Below are 18,757 nucleotides of genomic sequence, written 5' to 3'. Positions count from 1 at the left end.
TCGAGGTCGGCGGCGCGCCGAAGGGCAGGCGCGACCGGGCACCCCGCGCCGACGTGCGCGGGAACCGGGCACAGACTCCATGAATCGAGAACGGGACGCACACAATGGAATTGAAGCCGGTGGCCATGTACCGCGAGATGTACGAGCGCGGGCACGACGAACTGCCCTCGGTATTCGACGCGCCCACCGGCACCGTCGAGGCCGACCGCGACCGGATCCTGGACTACATGCGCAAGGTCCGCGCCATCTTCGACGTCATGGGCGAGGCCCCCGATCTGTTCACCGAAGGCGTCGATATCGAGGGCGGCCCCTCCCTCTACTCCGACGGCGTCTGGATCTGGCGTGAGGACTCCCTCAAATACCTCGCCGAACAGTCCCTCACGTTGCCCACCGAATTCATCGAGCGAGTGCGCTCCTTCGACTACGCCCCACAAACGTTCGACACCCGCGACCCCGACTTCGACGCGGCATTCCTGTCATATTTCTGAGAAACGAACCAGCGGGAAGGAGCGTCGCGTGTCGCTGTTCATCGATACCAATGACCCCGAACTGACCACCGTCGACGGACGCGTCTACTACCGCGGCGAACCATTCACCGGTGAAACAGTCGAATACCTGCCCGACTTCACCGAAGTCGCGAACACTTCCTATGAGAACGGCTACCGCGAGCAAAGCTGCACCGCCTGGTACCCAGACGGAACACGACGGTACTCGGGCTGGTACCGGCGGGGATTCAAGTACGACGACTGGCGATATTGGTCGCCCGACGGCGCCCTCGTCCAAGAGGACAACTACGACACCAGCGGCTACCTCCGACACCGTAGACGCTGGGACTCGGATGGCGTCCTCATCGAAGACTTCGACGCCGCCACCCTCGCCAAACCTCTTCTCCCGGGCGCCGTCAACCACAAGGACCCCGACCTCGTCTATGACCAGTACCACGCAGGTCTGAACACCTATCACGGCCTACCATTCACCGGCCAAGCCGTCGGATACGGCTATAACTATGCGGATGGCCCCATAGTCGAAATCGAATGGCACCTCGACGGCTACCGCGACGGACCCGAACTCGCCTGGCATTGGGACGGCGCACGCCACTACGCCTGGGTCAACGGCCGAGGAAACCCCATCGGCCTCCAGATCACCTGGAACCAGGACGGCACACCACACCACCGCACAATCGCCGACCACTCCGGGAAAACCCTGCTCCAACAAAGCTGGAACGACAACGGCGAGCTCACGACCTATCCCGCCGAAGCACATCCCGACCTGGATCACGACGATCCCGCACTCACGACCGATCAAGCCGGGGCCCTCAGGCACAATGGCCGACCCTTTACCGGACGAATCAACGCCGACACCACCACCCAGGACTACCGCGACGGCTACCCCAACGGCCTCTATGCCGAGTTCGACAACCGGAAAGTCCACCGCGAAGGTGTCAACAGCCCCACCGGCCCGATCGGATCCTGGTATCGATACCGCCCCGATGGTCGTATCAGCGAAGAACACCACTACGACAGATCCCATCGCCTACTACTCCACCGGCAATGGGATGAAGATGGCGCGCTTGCCGCACCCATGACGGGCCTCGCACTCCAGGACAACGGCACCGCTCGACGGGGCGAACTCGAAGCCGAAAACGCAGCACGCCAACAGCACCAAACTAGGAAGGCAAGCGAATGACCACGTGGCGAACGATGCCAGCAGACGACGCGGCCGACCTCGCAGGCAGGCTGCGTACCCTCGACTGGTCCTGGTCGATGGACGACGCCCCCGCCATCGTCGAACAATTCGGGTGGGCAACCATCTCTCAGCGCCCGCGCCGGATCATGCTCGACACCGGATTCGGCCCCGACAGCGGCACCATCCAAGCCAAGAACGGCGAAGTCACCCGCATCGAACTACAACTCACCGACTACGCGGAGTCCACCGAAAAGCCCGAGCTGAAAACAGCTTTCACTCATTTTGCCCAAGCGATCACCACGGAACTCGGTGAGGCGACCGGACGAGTCAAGGCGCCGACCCCGCAATACCGGTGGGCAGGCCCCGACACCACCGTCGTGCTCATTCTCTCCGCCGCCTCGATCTGGCTACATCTGGTCACCAACACCCGCCTCGCCGCCGACGACCGCAACCTCGAACTCGACAACCAGGGCCTGCTATGACCGATTGGGCAGACTTCGCCCGCGGGCTCGCCGACGAACTCGCCGCCGCCCCCGACACCACAGTCCTGGTGATCGGCGAGGTCGCACCGCCTGGTTCGCGCCGCTTCGCTCAGTTCCGGAAGACGAGCGGGTCGGTCGAGGCCGAACTCACCGGCGACGAATGGCTCGACCCCGCATCGCGTCTCGATGACCCGGGCTGGCGAGCCATCACCCGAGCAGGCTGGAGCCGACCCGACCAGGATCACTGCGACAACTGGTGGGCCGAATTCCCCTCACCGGTCGGCACCGACCAGTACCGGCGTATCGCGGCGATCACCGTCGCCGGTCTCCGCGACGGCTTCGGCATCGGTTCCCCGCTGACGCTCGCTTACAAGGGCTGGGTAGAGCGTGCCGGAAACAGCAACCTGCATCTGCCGGGCCTCGGCATCCCGGACGCGAGTTGACCGGTCGCGCGGCTACGTCAAGCCGTCGCGGTTGCCCTTCTCCATCTTGTCGATGTAGTCGGCGCTTTCGGTCTGACCGTCGGCGAACTCGCCCATGGACTTCGCCATCGTCTTGACGTTGTCGCTGGTGTTCGTCCAGGAGGAGTCGTAGCCGTCGTTGCCGCCGGGTCCGTCGTTGAAGCTCTGACCGAGTTTGTCGTTGCCCCAGACGTTTCCGCGGCCGTTGAGCGAGCTGTTCAGCGTGTTGATGATGCCGGTGAGTTGCGTGCTGACGTTGCGCGATTTTCCGGCCGCTGTCCGGAAATCGTCGGCATCGTATTCGAAGGTGCCCATCGCCCTCATCCCTCCACGAGTGGTAGCTCTGAGCACACCACAACTCTTTCGCGTACGCAACAGCCTCTGCAGCTCCTATGCGCTTGCTTCCCAATGTGATTCCACGCGCGACATCATGCGCTGGATGGACACGTTGACCTTCTCGGTCAGGTCCGACCGCGACATCGGGGTGGCGATCGGATTCTCGCTGGGGAGCTCGATGACATAGCGCCCGTCGTCGGGAAGATCGCGCCACACCAGGATGTCGCGATGCATGCCACGTGATCCGAACATCGACTGATTCTGAAGGATATTGATGGTCCCGGTGCGGTCGGCGGAACGGTTGAAGAACTCGGTGCTGCGCTCGACGATCGAGGTGTCGGCCTCCTCGAAGAACATCGAGGACCGCTGCCCGTAGTCGTCGCCGCTGCCGGAACTCGCGTCGGTGACGAGTGGGATCACCCCGCCCGTACCCGCCCCGGTGGTGGGCATCAGATCGACGATGGCGTCGGCCAGGCCGTGGGGACCGACGTCGACCACCGTGTAACCACCACTGTGTGTGGGGGTTTCACCGGGGAGCTGGTAGATCAGATAGCCGTTGGCACCGGCCCGTGCGGCCCTGGCCTTGAGCCACTGCGCGGCGTCGTCGCGCGCGCGATCGTTCCAACCACGCAGCCGCACATACACTTCCGGCCGCTCCAGCACATCGAAGACCGAACGAAGCATCGGATCGACCGTGTGCTGCAGACGCTGCCAGACCTGGTATTTCTCCTCCTCGTACTCCTCGTGCAGGCGAGTCCGGCTCTGGAAGGTGAGCGGACGCGGCAGATCGGTTCCGACGAATCGCTGCCACAGCACCCGGAATTCGATGTCGGTGAGTTCCCACTTCTGTGTCACGCCTGTGCCTCCGGCCGCGCGTGTGCGATCGAGTCGGTGCTACCGACTTCCACGGATTCGACCGGCGCTTCGATCACCTGCGCGGGCGCTTCCGTCGCCATCGACTCGGCGAACAGGCCGGTGAGCGGGGTGACGACCTCGTCCAGACCCGACAGGTTGGAGAAGTCGGGCAGCGAGGCACGCGGGAAGGCTTCGTCCACAGCCGCTTCGGCGTCCGCCTCCGGCACGCCGGCCCCGTCGACGGCAGTCGTCGCGGTCTCGATGCCGAGCAACTCCGCCAGCGGCGAGAGCGCCGGGTTGTCCGCGATCAGTTGGTTGATCTCGGGCGACTGCGACAGCAGCTCCGTCAGGTCGGGGAACTGCCCGAACAGGTTTCCGAGCTGGGTGAAATCGGGCAGGCCCGACGTGGCACCGGTGCCGGTGGTGTCGGCGGACACCTGCTGCAGCGCGGTGGCCAACGACGGCAGCGCCTGGGTGAGCGAGGAGACCGCGGAGGTGACCGCCGACATCACCGCAGACAGGATGCTCGACATGTCGCCCGAGCCCGAACCGCTCGACCCCGCCGACGATCCGGTTGATCCAGTCGATCCGATCGAACCCGCCGTCTGACCGGTCGCGCCCTGCTGCGAACCGTTGGCGCTGTTCTGCTGCAACTCCGCAGCCGCCTGCTGGGCGGCTTGCTGCGCCGATTGCTGAGCAGCGAGGGCAGCGGGCGACATCGCCTGCTGTTGGCCTCCGCCCCCGGAATTGCCGCTGCCACCAGAATTTCCGGCGCCACCGGAATTACCACCGCCGCCGGCATTGTTATTGCCGTTGTTGTTGCCGTTATTATTATTATTATTGTTGTTGTTATTGTTGTTCTCCGGCGGCGCCACCGGGCCCTTCGGCGCCGCAGGCTCCGCCACCGCCGGGAACAGTTTCTCGGTCTGCGTCACACCGTCTACGTAGTGTCGCTGGTACCGATCGCGATTCTCCTGCAAATCGTCGTCGCACTTGTCTTCTTTGTCGATCGGCATGGACACCTTGGTCGCGTACAACCAGTTCGCGGTGTACTCGAGGTTCTGCTGCATCATGGTGAAGGAATCACTCGCGGTCATCGCCGACTTACCGAAGGTGGAGATCGCGGCGAACGCGGCGTCGCCGCCCTGGCTCTCCCACCGGTCGCTGGTGATCTCACCGAGCTTCTGCTCGAGGTCGTAGGCGGCGCCGTGCACGGCATGGGCCATCGCCTCCCAGATCGGTGCGTCGTTGGCCACCTCCTGCCACGAGATCCGCTGACCGAGGTCGTACATATCGCGCCAGGACATATTGTCCGCGGCGCGGACGGGAATCCGCACGCCGACCGATTCCGCCGTGGCGGTGCCCGCGTGCTTGGGCACGTTCGCGGTCTCGATGTCGTAGTTGTGCTTCTCCATCTTGATTTCCATGCCGGTGCCCTGTCGCACCTTGACATCGACTTCCCAGTGGGCCGGGTAGTAGCCACCGGCCTGGGAGACCTCGCCCTTCAGGTCCTTGGCGCCGGGCGAGGAATTCACATTCTTCAGATCACCCTTGAGCGCGGCGATGTTGTCGCCAGAGCCCTGATCGGTATCGGTGTACGACTCGCCCGCGGCCTTGAACATGGAGACCATGTCTTCGAGCGAGTCGATATAGCGCCCGAGCAGGTCCTTGGCCTGGGTGGCCTCGGAGATGAACTTGTACCGCAGGGGCGGTCCCGCGTCGACTTGGCTGCCGCCCAGCTTGGACTCGTCATAGTTGTTGAGGTCGTGGTCGCGGAACAGGTTCTGGCAACCCTTGAATACCTCGATAGCCGTGCTGCACGCCTTGGCCGCCTCGAGCGCGGCTCCCGTCTCGACCTTGACTTTTGCCTTGCTGGCCAGTCCTGACCAGGGAGAATCGCCCACGCTAACCGCTCCTCGAAGCACCCCACCGCCGACTCTCGCAGTCGACTCGATCGCATCGCATTCTAGTGAGCAAAGCGAAATATGCACAGCGGCAAGGAAACACCGGTACCGATCCCGGATGAACAGACGGTTCCGGCGAACGATCCGGCAGCCGACACCGATCTGTGACAGACTCGATCGAAGCGCTAGCGGCCGCAGGACGGCCATGAACGAACGAACGATAGGGCCCAGCTTTGACGTCGCGATGGAACTGCTCATGACCGACCTGAGCGGCCTCGAACGGCGCGTGGCAGCCAATCGCGCCAACACCCGCAGCCAGCACGCGGACGACTACTTGAAGCTGGCCGGTTCACTCACCGAACTCGCCCAGGGCCTGCTCGCCACCCGCGACGATCCGTCGGGGCGCGATCGCACGGCGGAGGCGTTGGAGCCCGCGCAGGAAGCGGTGGCGATCCGGCTGCACTGGCTCGTCGGGGGTTACGTCTCCTACGAGTACGCGGGTGCGCTGCAGGATGCGTTGCGGTTGTTCGAGCAGGCGACGCGGTTGGTCGGGCATCGGCAGCTCGCGACCAACACCATTCGCAGCGCCTGTTCGGCGTATCGGCAGGTCGCGCAGGACTATCCCGATGTCTCGGCCATGTGCGCCGATGGGCTGTCCAAATGTGGCGTGTGGTTGATGCGGCTCGATCACGATGCGGCGGTGGCGGCGAGTGAGTCGGCGGTGCGGATTCGGGCGGGGATGTACGCGCGCGCGTCCGAGCAGCCAGGGAAGTATCTGGCGAGCCTGAGCACCCTGCTGCGCACGCTGATGGTGGGACGCTCGCGCAAGCAGGCCATCGCGAGCTATCGCGCGTTGTATTCCGAGGTGACCACAACAGCGAGTACCGCGAAATTGCGGGAAACCCGGGTCGAGGAGCTGGATCTCACGGTCAAGACCACCCAGGCCCTGATCAAGCTGGGCGCGCCGACCCTGGAACGCGCGGGGCGGCTGACTCAGCAGCAGATTCTGTACCAGTCGGGCGGCGACCTGGCCACGATCGACGAGATCAACTGGCGGTTGGCGCTCGTGGGCCTCAAGCCCCTCGCGGCAGGGGCGATGCCGGAGCCGCCCTCGCGGCCGGTGGAGATCTCGGCGACCTACGGTGCGATCGCCGTGCGGTGCTCGGCGCCGGACGCGCTCGACCAGGTCCGCGCCGCCATCGTCGCCGCGTACGCCGAGGACAAAGCCGAGCCTGTCGATGCCGGACGATTCGCGGGTGTGCACGACAAGCACTGGGGCGTCAAGGAACCCAAGACCAATCTCGACACCGACCTCGGCGCCGACGTGGTGCTCGTCGAGAAGTCCTCGGGCAGCTGGATTTCGGTGAAGAGCCTCAACTGGGAGATCGGCGCACTCGGCAAACATCCACTCGCCGTTGCCCTCTCGAGGAAATGGCCGGTCCTCACCGTCGCCACCATCGAGAAGATCTCGTACGAACTGTGCCTCTACGACAACGGCATCGCCACCCAGTACGCGGCCCTCGGCAGACCCTCCGGTCAGGCGCCCCTCGACGCCCCGCTGGCCCCACTGGATTTCGCGACCCTGGCCGACTACGGCGCCGACTACGCCTCGGAAACCCAGGTCAGAGCGGCCTTCGGTAACGCCGAGATGTTCGCCAAGGTCACCGAACTCCCCGGCGCCGGCATTCGCCAGGCCGCGGAGAAGGCCCCGCTCACCGACTACGGCCCGAATATTCTCTTCTTCGGCAAGGACTGACGGTCACAACGAAAGCCGCTGCCTCCCACCGGGAGACAGCGGCTTCGTCATGTCAGGAGTCGCGTCGCGCGTCCCGCTTGATCCTGGCAGCGCTGCCGAAACAGCCCGCCGCCGCCACCAGCAGACCCGTGGTGATCGCACCGGTCAATCCGCTCGGCTCCACGCCGAACGCCGAGAACAAGAGAATGAAAAGGCCAACGCCCCCCAGTGCGGCAAAACCCCCCATGAATAGATTCTTACGTTGCTGCACTTGATCTTCCGTCATGAATGCAAAACTATCCCACCCGATGAATAGCGCAAATTCCTGCACCACAAGGAATTACAACTCTCGATCCGAATATCTCACGCCGCTGGAATCGATATGCCGCCCCGGAATGCCGTGGAGTACGACCACCCGGCATGATCGGAGTCGTGCGAGTACTGCTGCAGCGAGTGACCAGCGCCCAGGTGCGCGTCGACGATCAGGTCGTCGGACGCATCGACCCGACTGCGACGGGTGTCCCCCACGGCCTCCTCGCCCTCGTCGGCGCCACCCACACCGACACAGCGGCCAACGCGAAGGCCTTGGCCGACAAGACATATCGCCTGCGAATCCTCGACGGTGAACGCTCCGCCGCCGACCTGGACGCCCCCATCCTGGTGGTCAGCCAGTTCACCCTCTACGCCAACACCGCCAAGGGCCGGCGCCCCTCCTGGAACGCCGCCGCCCCCGGCTCGCTCGCGGAACCACTCGTCGACACCTTCGCCGAGACACTTCGTGAACTGGGCGCCACCGTCGCCACCGGAAAATTCGGCGCCCACATGCAGATCGAACTCACCAACGACGGCCCGATCACCGTTCTGCTCGAAGGCTGACGTCGTCGGAGACTACTCCGGGCGCAGGGTGAGAATGCGCGGCCCGTCCTCGGTCACCGCGACGCTGTGCTCCCAGTGTGCGGCACGCGAACCGTCGGTGGTGACCACGGTCCACTCGTCATCGAGAGTCTTGGTGTCGGTGGTACCGAGAGTCAGCATCGGCTCGATCGCCAACACCGAACCGACCACCAGGCGCGGGCCCTTGCCGGGCGCGCCTTCGTTGGGCAGGAACGGGTCCATGTGCATCTCGCGGCCGATGGCGTGGCCACCGTAACCGTCGACGATGCCGTACTGACGACCGTGCGCCTGCTCGGCCGCGCGCGTGCCCAGCTCGATGGCGTGCGAGACATCGGTGAGACGGTTGCCCGGCAGCATCGCCGCGATGCCGGTCTCCATCGAAAGCCTGGTGGCCTCGCTCAGCAGCTGATCGGCCTCGATGATGTTGCCGATGCCGAACGTCCACGCCGAGTCGCCGTGCCAGCCGTCGAGGATGGCGCCGCAGTCGATGGACACGAGATCACCCTCGGTGAGAATCTCACTCGCCGAGGGGATCCCGTGGACCACACGGTCGTTGACCGAAGAACAGATCGAGCCGGGGAAGCCGTGGTAACCCTTGAACGACGGGACGGCGCCCGCGTCGCGGATCGTCGCCTCGGCGACCTCGTCGAGCTCCAGCGTCGAAACGCCGGGCTTGGCCGCCGCGCGAACGGCGACCAGCGTCGCGCCGACGATCGCGCCGGCTGCCTGCATGGCATCCAGCTCGCCCGCCGAACGGAACGGCACGACCTTCTTCTTACGGGTGAAGACCATCCGGCCTCAGTACTCCGATCCGCTGATTACTGACCGAGCGCCGCGAGCGCCCGGCCGTTGACCTCATCGACTTCGCCGATGCCGTCGACGGTCACGACCAGACCGTCGTAGTGCTCGAGCAACGGCTCGGTCTCCTCACGGTAGACCCGCAGCCGGTTGCGGATGACGTCCTCGGTGTCGTCGGCGCGCCCACGGGCGAGCATGCGCTCGACCACAGTGTCCTCGGCGACCACGAAGCACAGCACGGCGTCGAGCGTGGTGCCGTTGTGCTCGAGGATCTTCTTCAACGCGTCGGCCTGGTCGACCGTGCGGGGGTAACCGTCGAGCACGAAACCGTTCGCGGCATCGGGCTCGCCGACGCGGGCCTCGACCATGCGGTTGGTGACGTCGCTGGGGACCAGGTCGCCCGCGTCCATGTACTTCTGTGCCTCACGCCCGAGGGCGGTCTGCTGGCTGATATTCGCGCGGAAGAGGTCTCCGGTGGAGATGTGCGGAACGCCCAGCTTCTCCGACAGCAGGACGGCCTGAGTACCTTTGCCGGCACCCGGCGGACCGAGCAGAACAACTCTCACTTGAGGAACCCTTCGTAATTTCGATTCATCAGCTGGCTCTCGATCTGCTTGACCGTGTCGAGACCCACGCTGACCATGATGAGCACCGCGGTACCGCCGAACGGCAGGTTCGCGACCGCACCCGAATTGCCCATATCGAGGAACAGGTTCGGGAGCACTGCGACCAGACCGAGGTAAATCGAGCCGGGCAGGGTGATGCGGCTCAGGACGTAGTTCAGATAGTCAGCGGTCGGCTTACCGGGCCGGTAACCCGGGATGAAGCCACCGAACTTCTTCATCTCGTCCGCGCGTTCCTCCGGGTTGAAGGTGATCGCGACGTAGAAGTAGGTGAAGAACACGATCAGCCCGAAGTAGATCGCGATGTAGACCGGGTTGGACGGGTTCACCAGGTATTTCTGGATGATCTCCTGCCACCAGCTCGGCTCCGTCGCCGTGCTCGATCCGGTCAGCTGCGCGATCAAGTTCGGCAGGTACAGCAGTGAGGACGCGAAGATCACCGGGATGACACCGGCCTGGTTGACCTTCAACGGCAGGTACGTCGATGAACCGCCGTACATCTTGCGACCGACGACGCGCTTGGCGTACTGCACCGGAATCCGGCGCTGACCCTGCTCGACGAAGATCACGGCCACGATGATCGCCAAGACGGCGGCACACACGAGACCGAACACCAGACCACCGCGGGTATCCAGGATCGACTTGCCGTCGAGCGGGATACGCGCCGCGATACCGGCGAAGATGAGCAGCGACATGCCGTTACCGACACCGCGCTCGGTGATCTGCTCGCCGAACCACATGACCAGCGAGGCGCCGGCGGTCATCACCAGCACGATGATGATCATGCCGAAAATGCTGGTGTCGGCGAGGATTTCCTGCTGGCAGCCCTGCAGTAGCTGACCCCGCGCGGCGAGCGCGACGAGGCCGGTGGCCTGCAGGATCGCCAACGCGACCGACAGGTACCTGGTGTACTGCGTCATCTTGGTCTGGCCGGATTGGCCTTCCTTGCGCAGTTCCTCGAACCGCGGGATGACGACGGTCAGCAGCTGGATGATGATGCTCGCGGTGATGTACGGCATGATGCCGATCGCGAACACCGACAGCTGCAGTAGCGCGCCGCCGGAGAAGAGGTTGATGAGCTGGTAGATACCGGCGGATTCACCGCCGGAGACCAGCTTCACGCAGTCCTGGACCGCGCGGTAGTCGACGCCGGGGGACGGCAGCGCGGCACCCAACCGGTACAGCGCGATCAACCCCAGCGTGAAGAGAATCTTCCGCCGTAAGTCCGGAGTCCGGAAGGCCGATACGAAGGCGGAAAGCACAGATCCTCCTGGCGAACGACATGGTCATGCCATGCGACATCGGTTTTACGGAAACGTCAGCCCATGACAAGTGTTGGCAGCCAACGACTGAACTCTAACAGTGACACCGGACGAGTTTGCCACTCGTCCGGTGTCGACTGCTCTTCAGAGTACCGTCAGGCCAGTTCGGTGACGGTGCCACCGGCTGCGGTGATCTTCTCCTTGGCGGAGCCGGTCACCTTGTCGGCGGTCACCTGGATGGCGACGCCGATCTCGCCGTCGCCGAGAACCTTGACCAGCTCGTTCTTGCGAACGGCGCCGGCCTCGACGAGCTCGGCCTTGCCGATGGTGCCGCCCTGCGGGAACAGCTCAGCGATGCGGCCAACGTTGACGACCTGGTACTCGACCCGGAAGCGGTTGGTGAAGCCGCGAAGCTTCGGCAGACGCATGTGCAGCGGCATCTGGCCACCCTCGAACGCCGCGGGGACGTTCTTGCGCGCCTTGGTGCCCTTGGTACCGCGACCGGCGGTCTTACCCTTGGAACCTTCACCGCGACCCACACGGGTCTTCTCGGTCTTGGAGCCAGGGGCGGGACGCAGGTGGTGCAATTTGATGGTCATGTCTAGACCTCCTCAACTGTTACGAGGTGGCGCACGACGTTGATCAGACCGCGGTTCTGAGCGTTGTCCTCACGAACCACCGACTGGCGGATCTTCCGCAGACCAAGCGTCCGCAGGCTGTCGCGCTGGTTCGACTTGGCACCGATCGTGCTCTTGATCTGAGTCACCTTGAGATCAGCCATGTCAGGCTCCCTGTCCTGCACGCGCACGCAGCATGCCCGCCGGAGCGACATCCTCGATCGGCAGACCGCGACGTGCGGCAACCTCTTCGGGACGCTGAAGCATCTTGAGCGCGGCAACTGTCGCGTGAACGACGTTGATCGCATTGTCGCTACCGAGCGACTTCGACAGAATGTCGTGGATACCGGCGCATTCGAGCACGGCACGGCACGCACCACCGGCGATCACACCGGTACCGGGCGAAGCCGGACGCAGCATGACCACACCGGCCGCCGCCTCACCCTGAACCGGGTGGACGATGGTCGAGCCGATCATCGGGACGCGGAAGAAGCTCTTACGAGCCTCCTCGACACCCTTCTGGATGGCCGCGGGAACTTCCTTGGCCTTGCCGTAGCCGACGCCGACCAGACCGTTGCCGTCACCGACGATCACGAGGGCGGTGAAGCTGAAGCGACGACCACCCTTCACGACCTTGGAGACACGGTTGATCGCGACGACGCGCTCGAGCTGGTTCTTCTCGGCCGCGTTACCGCCACGGTCGTTACCACCGCGACGATCGCCACCGCCACGACGGTTGCCCTCGGGGCCACCGGCGTTGCTGTTGTTGTTGCTGTTCGGTCCGGCGGGTCCGCCGCCGCCGTCGCGCCGCTGACGTCCCGGCATCAGACGTTCCTTCCGTTGGAAATAATGGTCATCAGAACTTCAGCCCGCCTTCGCGAGCGGCATCGGCCAGCGCCGCGATACGGCCGTGGTAGTCGTGACCACCACGGTCGAACACGACCGCCTCGATACCGGCAGCCTTGGCACGCTCGGCGATCAGCTGACCGACCTTCGCGCCCTTGGCGGACTTGTCACCTTCGAACGCACGCACGTCGGCCTCGATCGAGGAAGCGGCGGCAATGGTCTTGCCCACCGAGTCGTCGATCAGCTGAGCGTGCAGGTGGCGCGCGGAGCGGTTGACCACCAGGCGCGGACGCTCGGTGGTGCCTTCGACCTTCTTACGAAGACGGAAGTGACGGCGAGTCTTCGACAGACGACGCTTCGTCGAAGCATCCTTGCCGAGCGGAATCCGCTTGGCCTTCTGGTTAGCAGTTTGCGCCATGATCACTTACCCGTCTTTCCGACCTTGCGGCGAACGACCTCGCCGGCGTAGCGGATGCCCTTGCCCTTGTACGGGTCGGGCTTACGCAGTCCGTGGATCACAGCGGAGATCTGACCGACCGCCTGCTTGTCGATTCCGGACACCGAGAATTTGGTGGGCGATTCCACCGCGAAGGTGATGCCTGCCGGGGCCTCGATCGGCACCGGGTGGCTGTAACCGAGGGCGAACTCGAGGTTCGAACCCTTGGCCTGAACGCGGTAACCGACGCCGAAGATTTCCATCTTCTTCTCGTAGCCCTTGGTGACACCCTCGATCATGTTGGCGATCAGGGTGCGGGAAAGGCCGTGCAGCGAACGGTTCGCGCGCTCGTCGTTGGGACGAGCAACCTCGAGCTCATTACCTTCACTCTTGGTGACGATGATGGGCTCGGCCACGGTGTGCGACAGGGTGCCCTTGGGCCCCTTGACCGTGACAACCTGGCCGTCGATGTTGACGTCGACGCCGGCCGGAATCTCGATGGGCTTCTTACCAATACGCGACATTAGTCCTGACCTCCCTTACCAGACGTAGGCGAGGACTTCGCCCCCGACGCCCTGCTTGGCCGCCTGACGGTCGGTGAGCAGACCGGTCGACGTGGAAATGATCGCCACGCCGAGGCCGCCGAGGACCTTGGGCAGGTTGGTGGACTTCGCGTACACACGCAGACCCGGCTTCGAGACGCGACGCAGGCCCTGCAGGCTGCGCTCACGGCTGGGGCCGTACTTCAGATCGACGACGATGGCCTTGCCAACGGTCGCGTCTTCGGTGCGGTAATCGGCGATGTAGCCCTCACGCTTGAGGATCTCGGCGATGTTCACCTTGATCTTCGAGTGGGGCGCCTTCACCTGATCGTGGTACGCCGAGTTGGCGTTGCGCAGACGCGTCAAGAAGTCTGCGATCGGATCAGTCATGGTCATGGTTAGACCTCGACACCTTTCTCGCTGCGGTTCCCATACAACATCTCCCGCACGCTCGCGCGCAGGTGACCGTGGGCCTACAACAATTCGGCTGGTCCGGTCGGCACTTGCCGACCGGATGAGTTCTCTTGCGAGCTCTCGGCGCCTGGCACGGTCCCACTCGCGCCGAAGCGCGCAGCGGACACAGATCTGCCCAGGCAACCGCTCTAGTGTAGGCAATGCCGTGGTCAGGACCAAACTCGGGGGGCAAGGAACCGGGGCGATATCCGTCACGCGGCCGTGTGATCGACCTTCGCGCCCGTCTTGTAGGTGATCAGGATCGCCGAGGCCGAGACACCGGCGGCGACGATCAGCATCATCTCACCACCCACCACCATGCTCATCAAGCCACCGAGCAGGGCACCGACCGCGAAGGCCGCGTACTGCAGGCCGTAGCCGAGCCAATCGCGCGAGCTGCCGCCGCTGACGTGGCTTTCGATGCCCTGACTGAGCTTCACGACCGTGCCGGTGGCGTAGCTGAGTGGAACGCTGGTCTCGCCGTTCTTGACGAACGCGGTGTTGAGCGCGCCCACCGCGAAGGCGACGAACGCGATCGGGATGAATCCCACCTCCTGCCCGCCGGTGCGGTCGAGGGCGTAGTCGACGACCGCGGCCACGGCGAGCGCCACGGTGGTCACCACGGACGCGCCGTAGTGACCGCTACGCCACAGCCGCCGCCGGAGCAGCGAGGCCACGAACACGCCGAGCCCGAACGAGAAAAGCAGCGTAATAGCCCCGGTGGCCAGCAGTTGATCATTGTCGAACCAGCCGAGAACGGCGCGCTCGGTATTACCGGTCATAAATGTCACGAAATATCCGGCGGAATGTGTATATGCGGCGGCGCCGATAAATCCGGCCAATATCGAAAGAAATGCCACCATCGGCATCGCACCCGCGGGCATCCCGCGTAGCGGCGCCCGGTGGGCCACGTCACGAGGCTTGTTTTCTGTGGTCAGAGTCACAATTTCACATCCTCTGCATTTACTCCGGCAAGGGATCGACACTGACGCCCATCTGCACGCTGCATTATTGCGCAACGACCTCGACAGTAGCCACGAAATAAATTTCCGACCAGTTCGGAGATCACATTCTCGGGAAAGACACAGGATTATGAGGTGCCGGTAATACCGAAGTAACCGGGAAATCGAAGACAATTCCGGCCGGTGTCCACGCGCGACCTGCGACGATGCCGCCGCAGGCCGGCGGCCGATCCGCGCTGCCCATCGAATTGTGTTAGATACCAACCACTTTGCGTTCGTGAGCGCTGCTCACGAGTGTGGTAGCTTCGCGAGGTTCGTCGGATCTGCGCAGGAGGCTCGGCCGTTGTCTTCCCACTGTGCGCGCCGCCGGGGCTCGGCTTATCTGCTCGCCGTACTGCTCGGGATCGGCGCGCTCGTCGCACCCGCGCGCGCTTCGGCCGATCCCTACGTCGACCAGCTCGCCGACGCGACGACCACCCCGACGCTGGGCTGGGAGGGTTGCGCGGACGGATTCGAGTGCGCACTGGCTCAGGTGCCGCTGGACTACAACAGCCCGCAGGCCGCGCAGATCGACCTGGCGGTCATCAAGTTGCCCGCCTCCGATCCCGCTCGGCGCATCGGAACCCTGTTCGTCAACTTCGGTGGGCCAGGGCCGTCCGGCGTCGACCGCCTCCGCGAGCGGGCCCGCTGGCCGTGGCTGTTCTCCGACGAACTGCGCGCCCGGTTCGACCTGGTCTCCTGGGATCCACGCTCGGTCTCGCGCAGCGCGGGCACACAGTGCTTCTCCAGCGCCGCCGAGCAGGACGCGTACCTGGGTTCCTTCCCCGGCACCCCCACCGATCCGCGCGACGAGCCCGCGTTCTTCGCCGCCTCCGCCGATATCGCCGCCCGCTGCGCCGCGAACGCGGGGCCGATCCTGCATCACGCCTCCACCGCGAACACCGCCCGCGACCTCGACCTGCTGCGCCGCGCGGTGGGTGACGAGTCCCTGACCTACCACGGCATCTCCTACGGCACCCAGGTCGGCGCGGTCTACGCCAACATGTTCCCCGGGCGGGTCCGCGCGATGGCGCTCGACGGTTCCCTCGACTTCGAGGGGAATGCGAACGGCCACGGCACCGACGGCGTGAACCTGCCCCTCGATACCCGCCAGGGCGTGGCCGCGGGCATCGCCGAAACCTTCGACACCTTCCTGCGCGACTGCTCCGCCGCGGGCCCACGCTGCGCGTTCGCCGAGGGCGACCCGAAACTCAAGTGGATCGCACTGGCCGAACGAGCGCGCCTCGCCCCGATCACGGTCGACGGCACCCCGTGGACCTTCTCCCGGATTGTGAGCGCCGCGGGCAGCCTCTCGCGCCCCGATACCTACCCCGACCTGGCGATTTTCCTCCAGAGCCTCTTCGACGCGGCAACGGTGCTACCCGCCAGGGTCCCCGACGCCCTCTTCGCCGAGAACCACCCCGCCAACCGCGTCGAGGCCTTCTACACGATCCAATGCTCCGACAGCACCGTCCCCACGGACCCCGCCGTCTACAGCAGGGTGGCCGCAGCCGAAGACCTCCAGTCGCGCTACTTCGGCCGAACCGCCGTCTTCAACGCCACCCCCTGCGCCTTCTGGCAGGGCGAGGACCGAGACCGCTACACCGGTCCGTGGAACCGCGAAACCGCCGCCCCGATCCTCGTCCTCAACAGCCGATACGACCCGGCCACTCCCCTAGCGGGCGCCAAAGCCGGTGCGGCCCAACTGAACCGGGCCCAGGTAGTCGTCATCGAAGGCGCGGGCCACAGCTCCATGTACGTCCAGAGCACCTGCGCCGAACACCTCAAACGCGACTACCTGTTCACCGCCCAACTCCCGCCCGCCGGCGTCAGCTGCGGAATCGACCGCTCACCGTTCAGCTGAACAGGCAGAGCAGGTCGTAGAGCGGCGGCTTCTCCACGCTGCCCGTGGAGAACAACAACTGCGCGATCGGTGAGCAGATCAACTGCGTCTCCGACGACCCCGATCCACCCCCGGACCCGGAACCGCCGCTGGGGGCAGCGGAGGCAACACCAGGCGCCCCGAGGAGCGCGACGGAAAGAACAGCGACTGTGGCGAACTTCTTCATGCGCCAAGAGAACACACCGGCGGCCACCCTTGGAGTGAAATGCAAACATTTCATCCAACTTGATGACACTCCACAATCCTGAATCAGGCCGGGTAGACGCACGAAGGCACGGACTCCCGTCGGAAGTCCGTGCCTTCGTCGATATTTCGCCTAGGCGGCGGGTGCGCTCACTCCGAGCGCAAGCTCACCAGGAGCTCTTGTGCACACCCGGGAGCTCACCGCGGTGCGCCATTTCGCGGACGCAGATACGGCACAGGCCGAACTTGCGGTAGACCGCGTGCGGGCGACCGCAACGCTGGCAGCGGGTGTAGGCGCGGACGGCGAACTTAGGCTTGGCCTCCGCCTTGATGCGCAGTGCTTTCTTAGCCATGTGCTCAGTTCTCCTTGAACGGGAAGCCGAGGTGCTTCAGCAGCGCGCGGCCTTCTTCGTTGTTGGTCGCGGTGGTGACCACGGTGATGTCCATACCGCGCGGGCGGTCGATGGAATCCACGTCGATCTCGTGGAACATCGACTGCTCGCTGAGGCCGAACGTGTAGTTGCCGTTGCCGTCGAACTGCTTCGGCGACAGGCCGCGGAAGTCGCGGATACGGGGCAGCGCGATGGACACGAGACGGTCCAGGAACTCCCACATACGGTCGCCACGAAGGGTGACCTTCGCGCCGATCGGCATGCCCTCACGCAGCTTGAACTGCGCGATCGACTTGGTGGCCTTACGGATTTCGGGCTTCTGGCCGGTGATCAGCTCGAGGTCCTTGACGGCACCGTTGATCAGCTTCGCGTCACGGGCGGCGTCGCCGACACCCATGTTCACGACGACCTTGACGACGCCGGGGATCTGCATCACGTTGGCGTATTCGAACTCGCCGTTCAGCGCGTCCTTGATCTCGGCGCGGTAGCGCGCCTTCAGCCGGGGCTGAGTCTGCTCAGAGGTGGTCATGTCAGATGTCCTTCCCGTTTTTACGGGAGATCCGGACGCGCTTGCCGGACTCTTCGTCGGTGCGGTAGCCGACGCGAGTCGGGTTACCGTCGGAGTCGACGACCATCACGTTGGAAACCTGGATGGGGGCTTCCTGGGTGACGATGCCACCCGAGGACGCGCCACGCTGGTTCGCGGAATCCGCGACGTGCTTCTTGATGCGGTTCACGCCTTCGACGAGAACCTTGCCGGTCGCCGGGAAAGCCTGAATGACCTTGCCCTTGGCGCCCTTGTCCTTGCCCGAGATGACGAGCACGGTGTCACCCTTGTGCACCTTCATAGTCAGAGCACCTCCGGGGCCAGCGAAACGATCTTCATGAAGCGCTTGTCACGCAGCTCGCGGCCGACCGGGCCGAAGATGCGGGTGCCACGAGGGTCGTTGTCCGGCTTGATCAGCACGGCAGCGTTCTCGTCGAACTTGATGTAGGAACCGTCCGGACGACGACGCTCCTTGGTGGTGCGAACGACGACAGCCTTGACGACGTCGCCCTTCTTCACGTTGGCGCCGGGGATGGCGTCCTTCACGGTGGCGACGATGATGTCACCGATACCGGCATAGCGACGCGACGAGCCACCGAGCACGCGGATGCAAAGGATTTCCTTCGCTCCGGTGTTGTCGGCGACGCGCAGTCGCGACTCCTGCTGAATCACTTCAGCACCTCCTGGACCTGGATGTATACGTACGCCGGATTGCCGACCCGACGCACATGGTCAGTTACCCTCCGGACGCGCGCCTGCCAGCGGAAACACCTTCCACTGGGGGTTCACTGCCGGATTGCG

26 protein-coding genes are annotated in these 18,757 nt (G+C 64.7%); 7 read left to right on the top strand and 19 right to left on the bottom strand.

Features of this window, described 5'->3' with window-relative positions; genetic code table 11:
- Window positions 1-104: 104 nt before the first annotated feature.
- From QX204_RS02365 to QX204_RS02350, 4 genes are read left to right on the top strand one after another with little or no spacing between them, the layout of a single operon-like run.
- Window positions 105-488 carry a hypothetical protein gene (locus QX204_RS02365; RefSeq protein WP_301904966.1) on the top strand — a complete coding sequence of 128 codons (384 nt, stop codon included), beginning with the start codon at window positions 105-107 and terminating at the stop codon, window positions 486-488.
- 28 nt (window positions 489-516) lie between these two features.
- Window positions 517-1,686: a toxin-antitoxin system YwqK family antitoxin gene (locus tag QX204_RS02360; RefSeq protein WP_301904965.1), complete on the top strand. Its 1,170-nt coding sequence runs from the start codon at window positions 517-519 to the stop codon at window positions 1,684-1,686.
- Window positions 1,687-1,700: 14 nt separating this feature from the next.
- On the top strand, window positions 1,701-2,168 hold the full coding sequence (locus tag QX204_RS02355) for a DUF6301 family protein (protein ID WP_301904964.1): 468 nt from the start codon (window positions 1,701-1,703) through the stop codon (window positions 2,166-2,168).
- Window positions 2,165-2,611 carry a TY-Chap domain-containing protein gene (locus QX204_RS02350; protein ID WP_301904963.1) on the top strand — a complete coding sequence of 149 codons (447 nt, stop codon included), beginning with the start codon at window positions 2,165-2,167 and terminating at the stop codon, window positions 2,609-2,611. The genes QX204_RS02355 and QX204_RS02350 overlap by 4 nt, the downstream gene beginning before the upstream one ends.
- Before the next feature lie 12 nt (window positions 2,612-2,623).
- Here the strand turns inward: QX204_RS02350 and QX204_RS02345 are convergent, their stop codons facing one another.
- From QX204_RS02345 to QX204_RS02335, 3 genes are all read right to left on the bottom strand, one after another.
- Window positions 2,624-2,944, bottom strand: a complete 321-nt coding sequence (locus tag QX204_RS02345) for a WXG100 family type VII secretion target (RefSeq protein WP_301904962.1) — start codon at window positions 2,942-2,944, stop codon at window positions 2,624-2,626.
- A 75-nt stretch (window positions 2,945-3,019) separates the two neighbouring features.
- Window positions 3,020-3,820 carry an ESX secretion-associated protein EspG gene (locus QX204_RS02340; RefSeq protein ID WP_301904961.1) on the bottom strand — a complete coding sequence of 267 codons (801 nt, stop codon included), beginning with the start codon at window positions 3,818-3,820 and terminating at the stop codon, window positions 3,020-3,022.
- Complete coding sequence (locus tag QX204_RS02335) at window positions 3,817-5,724, bottom strand: hypothetical protein (RefSeq protein WP_301904960.1); 1,908 nt, start codon at window positions 5,722-5,724, stop codon at window positions 3,817-3,819. The genes QX204_RS02340 and QX204_RS02335 overlap by 4 nt, the downstream gene beginning before the upstream one ends.
- A 256-nt stretch (window positions 5,725-5,980) precedes the next feature.
- Between QX204_RS02335 and QX204_RS02330 the strand changes: the two genes are divergently transcribed.
- Window positions 5,981-7,480: a hypothetical protein gene (locus tag QX204_RS02330; protein ID WP_301904959.1), complete on the top strand. Its 1,500-nt coding sequence runs from the start codon at window positions 5,981-5,983 to the stop codon at window positions 7,478-7,480.
- A 52-nt stretch (window positions 7,481-7,532) separates the two neighbouring features.
- Here QX204_RS02330 and QX204_RS02325 read toward each other — a convergent pair whose 3' ends face one another.
- Window positions 7,533-7,745, bottom strand: coding sequence for a hypothetical protein (locus QX204_RS02325; RefSeq protein WP_301904958.1), 213 nt, complete (start codon window positions 7,743-7,745; stop codon window positions 7,533-7,535).
- Between the two features lie 146 nt (window positions 7,746-7,891).
- On the opposite strand from QX204_RS02325, the gene dtd reads away from it, so the two are divergent.
- Window positions 7,892-8,335, top strand: a complete 444-nt coding sequence (dtd, locus tag QX204_RS02320; RefSeq protein WP_301908230.1) for a D-aminoacyl-tRNA deacylase — start codon at window positions 7,892-7,894, stop codon at window positions 8,333-8,335.
- 12 nt (window positions 8,336-8,347) lie between these two features.
- Here the strand turns inward: dtd and map are convergent, their stop codons facing one another.
- From map to QX204_RS02270, 10 genes are all read right to left on the bottom strand, one after another.
- On the bottom strand, window positions 8,348-9,145 hold the full coding sequence (gene map / locus QX204_RS02315) for a type I methionyl aminopeptidase (protein ID WP_301904957.1): 798 nt from the start codon (window positions 9,143-9,145) through the stop codon (window positions 8,348-8,350).
- A 26-nt stretch (window positions 9,146-9,171) separates the two neighbouring features.
- A complete protein-coding gene (locus QX204_RS02310) occupies window positions 9,172-9,717 on the bottom strand; it encodes an adenylate kinase (protein ID WP_056818371.1) in 546 nt (181 codons plus the stop codon).
- Window positions 9,714-11,036 (bottom strand): preprotein translocase subunit SecY, encoded by a 1,323-nt coding sequence (gene secY, locus QX204_RS02305; RefSeq protein ID WP_301904956.1) that lies wholly within the window; start codon window positions 11,034-11,036, stop codon window positions 9,714-9,716. Before secY ends, QX204_RS02310 begins: the two co-directional genes overlap by 4 nt.
- Before the next feature lie 155 nt (window positions 11,037-11,191).
- Window positions 11,192-11,635 (bottom strand): 50S ribosomal protein L15, encoded by a 444-nt coding sequence (rplO, locus tag QX204_RS02300; RefSeq protein WP_056818375.1) that lies wholly within the window; start codon window positions 11,633-11,635, stop codon window positions 11,192-11,194.
- 2 nt (window positions 11,636-11,637) lie between these two features.
- Window positions 11,638-11,817, bottom strand: coding sequence for a 50S ribosomal protein L30 (gene rpmD, locus QX204_RS02295; RefSeq protein WP_056819257.1), 180 nt, complete (start codon window positions 11,815-11,817; stop codon window positions 11,638-11,640).
- A gap of 1 nt (window position 11,818) precedes the next feature.
- A complete protein-coding gene (gene rpsE / locus QX204_RS02290) occupies window positions 11,819-12,478 on the bottom strand; it encodes a 30S ribosomal protein S5 (RefSeq protein ID WP_056818377.1) in 660 nt (219 codons plus the stop codon).
- 31 nt (window positions 12,479-12,509) lie between these two features.
- Entirely contained in the window at window positions 12,510-12,917 is a 408-nt protein-coding gene (gene rplR, locus QX204_RS02285) for a 50S ribosomal protein L18 (RefSeq protein WP_301904955.1), read from the bottom strand.
- A gap of 2 nt (window positions 12,918-12,919) precedes the next feature.
- Window positions 12,920-13,459 (bottom strand): 50S ribosomal protein L6, encoded by a 540-nt coding sequence (gene rplF / locus QX204_RS02280; protein WP_301904954.1) that lies wholly within the window; start codon window positions 13,457-13,459, stop codon window positions 12,920-12,922.
- A gap of 15 nt (window positions 13,460-13,474) precedes the next feature.
- Window positions 13,475-13,873, bottom strand: a complete 399-nt coding sequence (gene rpsH / locus QX204_RS02275) for a 30S ribosomal protein S8 (RefSeq protein WP_056818383.1) — start codon at window positions 13,871-13,873, stop codon at window positions 13,475-13,477.
- 269 nt (window positions 13,874-14,142) lie between these two features.
- Window positions 14,143-14,874, bottom strand: coding sequence for a YoaK family protein (locus QX204_RS02270; protein ID WP_301904953.1), 732 nt, complete (start codon window positions 14,872-14,874; stop codon window positions 14,143-14,145).
- A gap of 361 nt (window positions 14,875-15,235) precedes the next feature.
- Here QX204_RS02270 and QX204_RS02265 point away from each other — a divergent pair, with 361 nt between their 5' ends.
- Entirely contained in the window at window positions 15,236-16,795 is a 1,560-nt protein-coding gene (locus QX204_RS02265) for an alpha/beta hydrolase (protein WP_301904952.1), read from the top strand.
- On the opposite strand, the gene QX204_RS02260 is transcribed toward QX204_RS02265, so the two are convergent.
- The 5 genes from QX204_RS02260 to rplN form a co-directional block, all read right to left on the bottom strand.
- Entirely contained in the window at window positions 16,788-17,000 is a 213-nt protein-coding gene (locus QX204_RS02260; protein ID WP_301904951.1) for a hypothetical protein, read from the bottom strand. The two genes, QX204_RS02265 and QX204_RS02260, sit on opposite strands and share 8 nt — an antisense overlap.
- A 184-nt stretch (window positions 17,001-17,184) precedes the next feature.
- Window positions 17,185-17,370, bottom strand: coding sequence for a type Z 30S ribosomal protein S14 (locus QX204_RS02255; protein WP_056818387.1), 186 nt, complete (start codon window positions 17,368-17,370; stop codon window positions 17,185-17,187).
- Between the two features lie 4 nt (window positions 17,371-17,374).
- Window positions 17,375-17,938: a 50S ribosomal protein L5 gene (rplE, locus tag QX204_RS02250; RefSeq protein WP_056818389.1), complete on the bottom strand. Its 564-nt coding sequence runs from the start codon at window positions 17,936-17,938 to the stop codon at window positions 17,375-17,377.
- Between the two features lies 1 nt (window position 17,939).
- Window positions 17,940-18,257, bottom strand: coding sequence for a 50S ribosomal protein L24 (gene rplX / locus QX204_RS02245; RefSeq protein WP_056818391.1), 318 nt, complete (start codon window positions 18,255-18,257; stop codon window positions 17,940-17,942).
- A 2-nt stretch (window positions 18,258-18,259) separates the two neighbouring features.
- Window positions 18,260-18,628 carry a 50S ribosomal protein L14 gene (gene rplN, locus QX204_RS02240; RefSeq protein ID WP_056818394.1) on the bottom strand — a complete coding sequence of 123 codons (369 nt, stop codon included), beginning with the start codon at window positions 18,626-18,628 and terminating at the stop codon, window positions 18,260-18,262.
- Window positions 18,629-18,757 lie beyond the last annotated feature (129 nt).

This window comes from Nocardia sp. PE-7 (assembly GCF_030486425.1).
In the GTDB taxonomy this organism is placed as follows: domain Bacteria; phylum Actinomycetota; class Actinomycetes; order Mycobacteriales; family Mycobacteriaceae; genus Nocardia; species Nocardia salmonicida_A.
The sequence above is the reverse complement of the archived record's forward strand: the minus strand, read 5'-3'. Positions and strand labels throughout refer to the sequence as shown.